Here is a 10,598-nt window from a genome sequence, read left to right as displayed (position 1 = left end):
GTCGGCCGGGGCGCTCGCGGGCCGCCCCGTGGACGTGGTGGGGCGAGCCGTACGGAGGCTCTACGCCTGGGGGTTCTCCCGGTCGTAGGTCTCCGTCAGCTCGCTGCTGCGCTTCACGTCCGCCGCCATCGCCCGGAGCAGGTCGTCCAGGGTGTCGAACTTGAGCATGCCGCGCACGTACGCCAGGAAGTCCACGGCCACGTGGAGCCCGTACAGGTCGAGTCCCTCGCGGTCGATCGCGTACGCCTCGACCGTCCGCTCCGTGCCGTCGAACTGCGGGTTCGTACCGACGGAGATCGCCGCGGGCATCCGCTCGCCCGCGGCCGTCAGCCAGCCCGCGTAGACACCGTCCGCCGGGATCGCCGTGTGCGGCAGGGTCTCGACGTTGGCCGTCGGGAAGCCGAGCTCGCGGCCGCGCTGCGCGCCGCGGACCACGATGCCCTCGACGCGGTGCGGGCGGCCGAGGATCTCGGCCGCCCCGGCCATGTCGCCCTCGGCGACGAGCCGGCGGGTGAGGGTGGAGGAGAAGGGCTGGCCGCCGCCTGCCGACCCGCTGACGAACAGGTCGATGACCTCGACCTCGTAGTCGTAGGTCTCGCCGAGCTCGGCGAGGAACGCGACGTTCCCCGCGGCCCGGTGCCCGAAGCGGAAGTTGGGGCCCTCGATGACGGCCCTGGCGTGCAGCTTGTCGACGAGCACCTTCACGATGAAGTCCGCCGGGGACAGCTGGGAGAAGTCGGCGGTGAACGGCAGCACGAGCACCGCGTCCACGCCGAGACCCGCGATCAGCTCGGCGCGCCGGTGGTGCGGGGCGAGCAGCGGCGGGTGGCTGCCGGGCCGCACGACCTCGGAGGGGTGCGGGTCGAAGGTGACCACGACCGAGGGGATGCCGAGTTCACGGGCGCGCTCGACGGCGCGCCCGATGATCAGCTGGTGCCCGCGGTGCACACCGTCGTAGGAGCCGATGGTGACGACGCTGCGCCCCCAGTCCTGGGGGATGTCCTCCAAGCCACGCCAGCGCTGCACTGTGACCGCTCCTCGTCCGCCTGTTCGCCGATTACGCAGGTCTAAGACTGCCATGCCCACGGCCGTCGGTCCGCATCGGCATGGAAGTGCCGGGGCTCCGCAGCACCCGGAGGGTCTCGGGGCCGAGCAGCGGGACCCACTCCCCCGGTGCGGCGAGGGTCCAGCCGACGAGGAGCGCCGCGAAGCCGGGACGCTCACCGGCGAGCCCGGCGAGGACCCGGTCGAGCCGTCCGGGGCCTTCGGGCGTACGGGTGTACAGCGCGCCGGCCCGGTGCACGAGCTCCCGGGTGCGGGGCTCGCTGCGCCGCGCGGCGCCCTCGGCGGCGGCCGACAGGAGGGTGTCCAGGACGGAGAGCTCGCCGGTCTCGGCCTCGTACCTCTCGTGTTCGAGGAGTACGTCGAGCAGCTCGGCCCGCAGATGGCGGGAGGCGCCCGTGCCGGGCGCGGCGAGCACCGGGGCGAGGGCGCGGCGGACCGCGGCGGGGCGGCCCCGGATCAGCCCCGAGACCAGGGGGAAGAGGACGGCCCTGGCCGCCGGGCCGTCCTCGAACCGCCGGTCGACGAAGCCGGCGACGTGCCGGGCGCCCTCGGGGAGCCGGGCGACGTAGTCGCGGACGAGGGCGGCGACGCGGCGGGTGAGGGCGGGCGTGTCGACCTCGGCCAGGGCGCGCAGGGCGGCGGCGGCCTCGTCACCGGTGCCGTGCAGCCGGGACCGGAAGGCGGTCAGGACCGGTTCGGGGTGGGTCGTGAGGGCCTCGGCGAGGGCGTGTGCGGGCACCCGGGGCTCGGCGATGGCGCGCGGCAGGTGGCGGGCGCGGGTCTGCGGATCGCGGACGAGCAGTCCGAGGGCGGGTCCGTGGAGGGCTTGGTCGCCGGGGCGGGCGAGCAGGGCGAGGGCGGCGTAGCGGAGGAGCTCGCGGTCGGCGGGGGTGGTGAGCCGCCCCGCGACCAGGTGCCCGTACGTGGCGGCGGCGACCCGGCGCTCGGGGCGTCCGTCGTCGTGGGCCCAGCGGTCGACGGCCCGGCAGAGCGCGGCCGGCTCGTCCTCGGCGAGGGCGGCGAGCAGCCCGTCGGCCAGCGGGTGGGCGGTGGCGACGAGCGCCTCGCACAGGTCGTCGACGGCGAGCGCCCGGTGGGTGTGCAGGAGGGCCTGAGCGGTGGTGGCGACGGTGGTGTGGGGCGCGGCGGGCAGCGCGCGCTCGTCACCGAACCAGCGGCACAGCAGCGGCTGGACTCCCCGGGGGTCGGCGGCGAGCAGTTCCGCGACGGTGTCGAGGCAGCGGTCGCCCGGCTCCCGCCCCGGCGGTGGATCGGCGGGCACGAGCCGGCGCAGCAGGTCGATCCGCTCGTCCTCGCCGAGCGGGAGCTCCTGCCAGAACGCGGTGCCGAAGGCGGCGAAGACCGGGTGGCGTGCTCGCCGGCCCCCGATCCGGTCGGCGAGGAGCCGGAGGACGGGCAGGTACGGCCGCGGGTCGCCCACCCGGCGCACGGTCTCCCGGAACAGCCGGGCCGCCCACCAGACGGCGTCGGCGTACGGACCGGGCACGGCGGCGGGGGCCGGGGGCACGGCGGCGGGGGCGGCGGGGGCCGCGGGGACGGCGGGGACGGCGAAAGGGGCTTCGGGTACGGGGGCAAGCGCTTCGGGTACGGCGTACGGGCCGGCCACGGCGGACAGGGCCGCGGGTACGGCGGGGGCGGCGGCCTCGCCGCCGAAGGACCGGCCCTCCCCACCCGGCGACTCTGGCGCGGCGTCCCCCGCGCCTCCGTCCACTCCCCCGTCCTGCGCGCCCCCGTCCCCGCCCCCGTCCTGCGCGCCCCCGTCCCCGCCCCCGTCCGCGAACCGGTCGAGCGACTCGACGAGCGCCGAGAGGTGGGAGGCGAGGGCGGCCGGTCCCTGTTCGCGGTGGAGGCGCAGCATCGCCTGGAGGACGGGGCCGATGCGGTGGCGGGGTACGGGGAGTCGGCCTGACGCGGGCTTCGCCTCGGCGGCGGTCCGCTGCCGGGGGACGTCGACGGGGGAGGTCCCGCCGAACGAGCCGGAGGGAAGCGCCGAAGGAGCGGGAGCGTGCGAGTCCGCCGAGGGCGGCTGCGCTCCGTCGTGGGTCTCCGGCGTCCCCGGGCGCCCCGGGACGGAACCGGTCTCCGAGAGGGGTGCCTCCTCGTGGCGGCTGTGGACCAGTGCGTGCAGCGCGGTGTCCAGGTCGAGGTGGGCGGCCTGCACCCAGTCGGCGAGCTCCTCGTGGGCGAAGCGGTAGCCGGAGCCCGCGGGGACGAGCAGGCCCTCGGTGAGGACGGCCGAGGCCCAGCCCTCCCGCCACGGGAACAGCTCCTCGAAGGAGGCCCGGTCGAGGACGCCGTGCCCCGGGCCGAGGCAGCGGCGGGCGGCCTCGTGGACCTGGCCGGCGACCCGCGCCGCGAGCAGCCGCACGGCGTTCCCCCGGACCAGGGGCCGGGAGCCGGCGGCGACCCGGACGGCGACGCGCAGGCACATCAGGTCCAGGTGGGCGGTGAAGATCTCCTCCCGCCCGGGCCGCCCCGGCACCTCGCCCGGGAGCGCCGCCCGCACCTCGGCGAGGAGCCGCAGGGCGAGCGGGTGGCGGGCGTCCGCCTCGGCCAGGTCGGTCTCCCCGATCCCGTACCCCTGCCGTACGGCCCGTGCCTCGGCCTCCGAGTAGGCGCCGAGCGTCAGGGCGGCGGGCCGGCCGCCCCCGCTCCCCTCGGCCGGGCGGTGCAGGGCGTGCGGGGTGTAGAGGGCGCCGGCGAGGTCCCAGTGCTCGGGGCGGCAGGCCGTGACGAGGTGGACCCCGTGGGTGCGCAGCCACCGCTCGGTGGCGGCCGTCCAGTCGGCGAGGCGGTGGGCGAGGAGCGGCGGCATCTCCTCGGGGCCGTCGAGGACCACGAGGAGCGGCCGGCCCGCCTCCCGGGCGAGGGCGGCGGCCCGCTCGGGGGTCGCGGTCGCCGTGTCGCCGAGGGCCCCGGAGGCGGCGACGATCAGGCCCGCCCGGCTCAGGGCGCGGCCGACGGCCTCGGCGAGCGAGGGGTCCTCGGCTCGCAGGTCGGCGCCGCGCAGCCGGACGGTGGGGGCCGGTGCGACGCCCCGGGCGCGGCGGGCGCAGAGCGCGGCGAGGACGGTGGTGCGGCCGGTGCCGGGGGCGCCGACGAGGGCGAGGACCGGCGCCTCGCCGGCGGTGAAGCGGGCGAACTCGCGCACGCACTCGGGGCGTTCGACGGGCTCGGGCCAGGGGTCGGGTTCCCGTACGGGGCCGGAGGAGGTGGCGCTGAGCTCCAGGATTCCGGCGAGGTTGAGGTCCGGTCCGTAGGCGGGGACGGTGGCCGCGTTGCGCCGCAGCAGGACGGCGAGCGGGCCTTCGGGCCGCAGTGGCACCGCGTATCCGGCGGCCGGGCGCTCGCCGTGCAGGGCGGTGCCGAGGACGGCGAGGACGGTGCCGGTGTCGGTGTCGAGGACGGGGCCGCCGGCCGCCCGGCCGCCGCGGCGGAGCGCCTCGGCGCCCTCGGTGCCGATGGCGAGTTCGAGGGCGTCCGCGAGGACGTGGAAGCGGTCGGTGGCGGCGTATGTGACGGCGGCGGGGCCGAGGACCCGCGCCTCGCGCCAGCCGTGGGCCGCGATCCGTACGTACGTGCCGGGTTCGATCTCGGGGCGGGTCGCGAGCGGCAGGGGGCGGACGCCGAGCCCCTCGGTCCGTACCAGCGCGAGGCCGCTCTCCGGCAGGGCGGTGACGGCCTCGGCCTCGGCCAGCCAGGTCAGGTCGCCGGGGGCGTGCAGGACGACACGGCTGAGCCCGTCGACGGCTTCGTGGCTGGTGACGACCGTGCCGTGGTGGTCGGCGAGGAATCCGGTGCCGCGCGGCCGGCCCGCCGGATCACAGATGCGTACCAGCGTCGCCAGGTCCCCGCGTCCCATGGGGTCGACGGTAGGTCGCCGGTGATCACCCGGAGGGCCGAGTCGGGAAACGCGCCCCCCGACGCTCCCCCGGTTCACTCCGAGCGCCTCCCCGATGGAGTGAATCCTGGGGCTTCGGCGGACAGATGTGTACTGGAGGGGGACTGCGGGGCGGGCACGCGCGCGTACCCGCCCCACAGTGACGGCTTGAGCCCGGGGCGTCGGCCCCGGGCGTGGACCTCAGGACCTCAGGACCTCAAGGCCTCAGGACCTCAAGGCCTCAAGGCCTCAAGGCCACGTGACCTCAGGACCTCAGCCGAAGACGGCGAGGCTCTTGGCCTTGCCCCGCTGGTCCTCGACCAGCGCGAGCAGCGTCCCCTCGGGTCCGAAGACCGCGACCGCACCCGCCGGGTAGCTCGGCATCTCGAGACGGACGCCGTTCAGGAGCAGCTTGGCCCGCTTCTCGTCGACGTCCCAGCGCGGGAACGCCGCCTCGGCCGCCTCGGCGACCGGCATGACCGTGAGCTCCTGCTGAAGCTGGTCGAGGGTCTTGGCCGCGTCCAGCTTGTACGGGCCGACCCGGGTGCGGCGCAGCGCGGTCAGATGACCGCCCACACCGAGCCCGGCACCGAGGTCCCGGGCGAGCGCCCGGATGTACGTACCGGAGGAGCAGACGACCGAGACCACCAGGTCGACGACGGCCGTGCCGTCCTCGGCGGTCGCCTCGCGGACGTCGTACACCTGGAACGAGGAGACGGTGACCGGACGGGCCGGGATCTCGAACTCCTCGCCGCCGCGCACGCGCGCGTACGACCGCTTGCCGTCGATCTTGATCGCGGAGACCTTCGACGGCACCTGCATGATGGCGCCGCTCAGCTCTGCCACGCCCGCGTCGATCTGCTCCCGGGTGACCTTCGAAGCGTCGACCGACGCCGTGATCTCGCCCTCGGCGTCGTCGGTGATCGTGCTCTGCCCCAGCCGGATGGTGCCCAGGTACTCCTTCTCGGTCAGCGCGAGGTGACCGAGAAGCTTGGTCGCCCGCTCCACGCCGAGGACGAGGACGCCCGTGGCCATGGGGTCGAGCGTGCCCGCGTGGCCGACGCGGCGGGTCTTGGCGATCCCGCGCATCTTGGCCACGACGTCATGCGAAGTGAAGCCCGACGGCTTGTCGACGATGACAAGGCCGTCGGGCGTCTTTGCTGCGTTGCTCATTCGGCGGCTTCGTCCTCGCCCGGCTTCTTGTAGGGGTCGGCCTCGCCCGCGAAGGCGGCGCCCGAGGACGCCTCCCGCACCTGGGCGTCCGAGGCCCGCGCCTTGTCGAGGAGGTCCTCGATCGTCTTGGCGTTCTCCGGGAGGGCGTCGGCGATGAACGTCAGGGTCGGGGTGAACTTGGTCCCCGCCGCGCGGCCCACGGCCGAACGGAGGACGCCCTTGGCGCTCTCCAGACCGGCCGCGGCGCTCGCCCGCTCCTCGTCGTCGCCGTAGACCGTGTAGAAGACCGTGGCCTCCCGCAGGTCACCGGTGACGCGGGTGTCCGTGATGGTCACGTGCGTACCCAGGCGGGGGTCCTTGACGCCGCGCTGCAGCTTCTCGGCGACCACCTCCCGGATGAGGTCTGCCAGCTTCTTCGCCCGCGCGTTGTCGGCCACTGGTCCTTCTCCTTCTTTGCCTTGCTCATTCAGTCTTCATCAGTGTGGAGCCTGCGGCGCACCGAAAGCAGCTCCACCTCGGGACGCGCGGCCACGAGCCGCTCGCAGCGGTCGAGCACGTCCGATACGAACCCCGGGTCCCCGGACACCAGCGCGATGCCCAGCCGGGCCCTGCGGTGGAGGTCCTGGTCGCCGACCTCGGCCGCGCTCACGGAGAACTTGCGCTGGAGCTCGGCGACGATGGGTCGGACAACGGAGCGCTTCTCCTTCAGCGAGTGAACGTCGCCGAGGAGCAGATCGAAGGACAGAGTCCCCACGTACATGCGGTGCCGGATGTCCCGCCGGTTCGGGTTCGGTGGCCTGCCGGGCCGTCGCTCGGCAGGGACACCAGAACCGTACACGCAACGGCCGGGGCCGATCGACGGAATAACTTCCACCGACCGGCCCCGGCTCACTGCTGCGATCGGACGCGATCAGGCGCGGGGCTTCTCGCGCATCTCGTACGTCGCGATGACGTCGTCGATCTTGATGTCGTTGAAGTTTCCGAGGTTGATACCGCCCTCGAAGCCTTCGCGGATCTCGGTGACGTCGTCCTTGAAGCGGCGCAGACCGTGGATCGTGAGGTCCTCGGCGATGACCTTGCCGTCGCGGACGAGGCGCGCCTTGGTGTTGCGCTTGACCTCGCCGGAGCGGATGAGGACACCGGCGATGTTGCCCAGCTTGGACGAGCGGAAGACCTCGCGGATCTCCGCCGTACCGAGCTCGACCTCTTCGTACTCCGGCTTGAGGAGACCCTTCAGGGCCGCCTCGATCTCCTCGATGGCCTGGTAGATGACCGAGTAGTACCGGACGTCGACGCCCTCGCGCTCCGCCATCTGCGCGGCACGGCCGGCCGCACGGACGTTGTAGCCGATGACGATGGCGTCGGAGCCCATGGCCAGGTCGATGTCCGACTCGGTGACCGCACCCACACCGCGGTGCAGGACACGGATGTCGACCTCTTCGCCGACGTCGAGCTGGAGCAGCGAGGCCTCGAGGGCTTCGACCGCACCGGACGCGTCGCCCTTGATGATGAGGTTGAGTTCCTGGACGAGACCGGCCTTGAGCACCTTGTCGAGGTCCTCGAGGGACACCCGGCGGACGCGCTTGGCGAAGGCGGCGTTGCGCTCACGCGCAGCGCGCTTCTCGGCGATCTGACGCGCCGTACGGTCCTCGTCGACCACCAGGAGGTTGTCGCCGGCACCCGGCACGTTGGTGAGACCGAGCACCAGGACGGGAGTCGACGGGGTCGCCTCCTCGACGTTGTTGCCCTTGTCGTCGAGCATCGCCCGGACGCGGCCGTACGCGTCGCCGACCACCACGGTGTCGCCGATGCGCAGCGTTCCGCGCTGGACCAGGACGGTCGAGACGGCACCGCGACCGCGGTCGAGGTGGGACTCGATCGCAATACCCTGCGCGTCCTGGTTCGGGTTGGCCCGCAGGTCGAGCGAGGCGTCGGCGGTGAGGACGACGGCCTCCAGCAGGGAGTCGATGTGCAGACCCTGCTTGGCGGAGATGTCGACGAACATCGTGTCGCCGCCGTACTCCTCGGCCACCAGACCGAACTCGGTCAGCTGACCGCGGACCTTGGTCGGGTCCGCACCCTCGACGTCGATCTTGTTGACCGCGACGACGATCGGGACGCCGGCGGCCTTGGCGTGGTTGAGCGCCTCGATCGTCTGCGGCATGACGCCGTCGTTGGCCGCGACCACGAGGATCGCGATGTCGGTCGACTTCGCACCACGGGCACGCATGGCGGTGAACGCCTCGTGACCCGGGGTGTCGATGAAGGTGATGCGACGCTCTTCGCCGTTGACCTCGGTACCCACCTGGTAGGCACCGATGTGCTGGGTGATGCCACCGGCCTCGCCCGCGACGACGTTCGTCTTGCGGATCGCGTCGAGAAGTCGGGTCTTACCGTGGTCGACGTGACCCATGACGGTGACGACCGGCGGACGGGAGACCAGAGCCTCTTCGCCACCCTCGTCCTCGCCGAACTCGATGTCGAAGGACTCGAGGAGCTCGCGGTCCTCTTCCTCCGGCGAGACGATCTGAACGGTGTAGTTCATCTCCTCGCCGAGCATCGTCAGCGTGTCGTCGGAGACCGACTGCGTCGCCGTGACCATCTCGCCGAGGTTCATCATCACCGCGACGAGCGACGCCGGGTTGGCGCCGATCTTCTCGGCGAAGTCGGTGAGGGACGCACCGCGCGACAGGCGAATGACTTCGCCGCCACCGCGAGGCAGCATCACGCCGCCCACGGACGGGGCCTGCATGGCCTCGTACTCCTGGCGCCTCTGACGCTTCGACTTGCGACCACGACGCGCGGGACCGCCGGGGCGACCGAAGGCGCCCTGCGTGCCACCACGGCCACCCGGACCGCCGGGACGGCCACCGAAGCCACCGGGACGACCGCCGAAGCCGCCGCCACCGCCGCCGGGACCACCCGGACGACCGCCGCCGCCGCCACCGGGACCACCGGGACGACCGGCGAAGCCGCCGCCGCCACCGCCGGGACCGGCCGGACGACCGGCGAAGCCGGGACGACCGCCGCCGCCGCCACCGGGGCCGGCCGGACGACCGCCGGGACCACCGGGACCACGACCGCCAGGACCGGGACGCGGGCCGGCAGCGGGACGCTGCGGCATCATGCCCGGGTTCGGACGGTTACCGCCGGGCGCGCCGCCCGGACGGGGAGCCTGCGGACGCGGCATCCCACCGGGGGTGGGACGGGCGCCGCCCTGGCCCTGCGGACGCGGGGCGCCACCGGGGCCACCCTGCGGACGCGGAGCGCCCGGAGCGGCGCCGGGGCCGCCCTGCGGACGCGGGGCGCCGCCGCCGGGACGGGGCGCCTGCGGGCGCGCCATGCCGGTGGAGCCGCCCGAGGTGAACGGGTTGTTGCCCGGACGCGGACCGGCCGGACGGGCACCGCCCGGACGAGGGGCACCCTGGCCCTGCGGACGCGGGGCACCCTGGCCCTGACCCTGCTGGCGCGGGGCCTGCTGGGCGGGGCGGGCAGCCGCCGGGCGGGGGCCCGGGGTCGCGCCGGAGGGACGCTGCTGCGCGGCGGCCGGGGCCGCCGGAGGCGCGGTGAACTCCGGAGTCGTCGGAGCCGGGGAGGCCGGCGCAGGCTTCTGCGGGGCCGGGGGCTTCGGACCCGGGGTGGGACGCGAGCCCGAGGTGGGCGCCGCTGCGGGCTTCTCCGCGACCGCGGGCTTGGGCGCCGGGGTGGGCGCTCCAGGCTTCGGGGCGGCGGGACGTACTGCCTGCGCCGGGGACGGCGCGGGGGCTGCCGGCGCCGGCTTCGGCGCGGCGGGGGAGGGCGCTGCCTTGCGGGGCGCGCCGGGCTTGGCAGCGGTCTTGCCGGCGTTGCCGCCGGGACCCTGCAAAGCGTCAGTCAACTTGCGCACGACCGGCGCCTCGATTGTCGAGGACGCCGAACGGACGAATTCACCGAGTTCTTGGAGCTTGGCCATGACGACCTTGCTCTCTACGCCGAACTCCTTGGCGAGTTCGTATACCCGGACCTTAGCCACTTCGCTCCTTTTAGGTCCGGTTACCGCCGGACCGTCGCTACTTCATGGGCGTACTCATCGCGTACTCATCGAGTGCTCATCGCAATCTCGACCTACTTCCAACTCGCGAGGTACCTGACCGCACGGTGATCCGTGCCGTACTTCTTCACTGCGGTGCCGACCGCTCGACGTGGTGACGGAGTTCCGCGGTGTCGAGCGGGCCCTGGACCTTGAAGGCCCTCGGGAACGCTCGGCGGCGGACCGCCAGGTCGAGACAGACCACGGCGGGGTGCAGGTACGCACCCCGGCCGGGCAGCGTACCGCGATGATCCGGAACACACTCGTCCTTGTTCACCACGATCCGCAGTAGATCGCTCTTGGCCGCTCGCTCCCGACATCCCACACAGGTTCGTTCAGGGCATACGCGGGCTTGCGTCCGGCCAGACACGATTAAGTCTACCTCCCCGT

7 protein-coding genes are annotated in these 10,598 nt (G+C 74.1%); all 7 read right to left on the bottom strand.

The features are described 5' to 3' along the window. Positions 1-60: 60 nt before the first annotated feature. Positions 61-1,026, bottom strand: coding sequence for a bifunctional riboflavin kinase/FAD synthetase (locus OG361_RS28875; protein ID WP_384568493.1), 966 nt, complete (start codon positions 1,024-1,026; stop codon positions 61-63). A gap of 31 nt (positions 1,027-1,057) precedes the next feature. Then, positions 1,058-4,948, bottom strand: a complete 3,891-nt coding sequence (locus OG361_RS28870) for a trypsin-like peptidase domain-containing protein (protein ID WP_405858094.1) — start codon at positions 4,946-4,948, stop codon at positions 1,058-1,060. A 291-nt stretch (positions 4,949-5,239) separates the two neighbouring features. Then, positions 5,240-6,139, bottom strand: coding sequence for a tRNA pseudouridine(55) synthase TruB (gene truB, locus OG361_RS28865; RefSeq protein WP_405858093.1), 900 nt, complete (start codon positions 6,137-6,139; stop codon positions 5,240-5,242). Then, positions 6,136-6,576 (bottom strand): 30S ribosome-binding factor RbfA, encoded by a 441-nt coding sequence (gene rbfA / locus OG361_RS28860; RefSeq protein ID WP_267046149.1) that lies wholly within the window; start codon positions 6,574-6,576, stop codon positions 6,136-6,138. The genes truB and rbfA overlap by 4 nt, the downstream gene beginning before the upstream one ends. 29 nt (positions 6,577-6,605) lie before the next feature. Further along, positions 6,606-6,899 carry a DUF503 domain-containing protein gene (locus OG361_RS28855; RefSeq protein ID WP_384568500.1) on the bottom strand — a complete coding sequence of 98 codons (294 nt, stop codon included), beginning with the start codon at positions 6,897-6,899 and terminating at the stop codon, positions 6,606-6,608. Positions 6,900-7,049: 150 nt separating this feature from the next. Beyond that, a complete protein-coding gene (gene infB, locus OG361_RS28850; RefSeq protein WP_405858090.1) occupies positions 7,050-10,151 on the bottom strand; it encodes a translation initiation factor IF-2 in 3,102 nt (1,033 codons plus the stop codon). 145 nt (positions 10,152-10,296) lie between these two features. After that, positions 10,297-10,578, bottom strand: a complete 282-nt coding sequence (locus OG361_RS28845; protein WP_078626893.1) for a YlxR family protein — start codon at positions 10,576-10,578, stop codon at positions 10,297-10,299. Positions 10,579-10,598: the final 20 nt, after the last annotated feature.

Origin of the sequence: Streptomyces sp. NBC_00090, from assembly GCF_045160815.1 — a bacterium.
GTDB lineage: Bacteria > Actinomycetota > Actinomycetes > Streptomycetales > Streptomycetaceae > Streptomyces.
Note: the sequence above shows the minus strand (reverse complement) of the source record. Positions and strands in the feature narration are given on the sequence as shown.

What these genes read in the sequence shown, in the direction of transcription:
- OG361_RS28870 (WP_405858094.1), bottom strand. Translation starts at nt 4,948, where the DNA reads ATGGGACGCGGGGACCTGGCGACGCTGGTACGCATCTGTGATCCGGCG.
- truB (WP_405858093.1), bottom strand. Translation starts at nt 6,139, where the DNA reads ATGAGCAACGCAGCAAAGACGCCCGACGGCCTTGTCATCGTCGACAAG.
- OG361_RS28855 (WP_384568500.1), bottom strand. Translation starts at nt 6,899, where the DNA reads ATGTACGTGGGGACTCTGTCCTTCGATCTGCTCCTCGGCGACGTTCAC.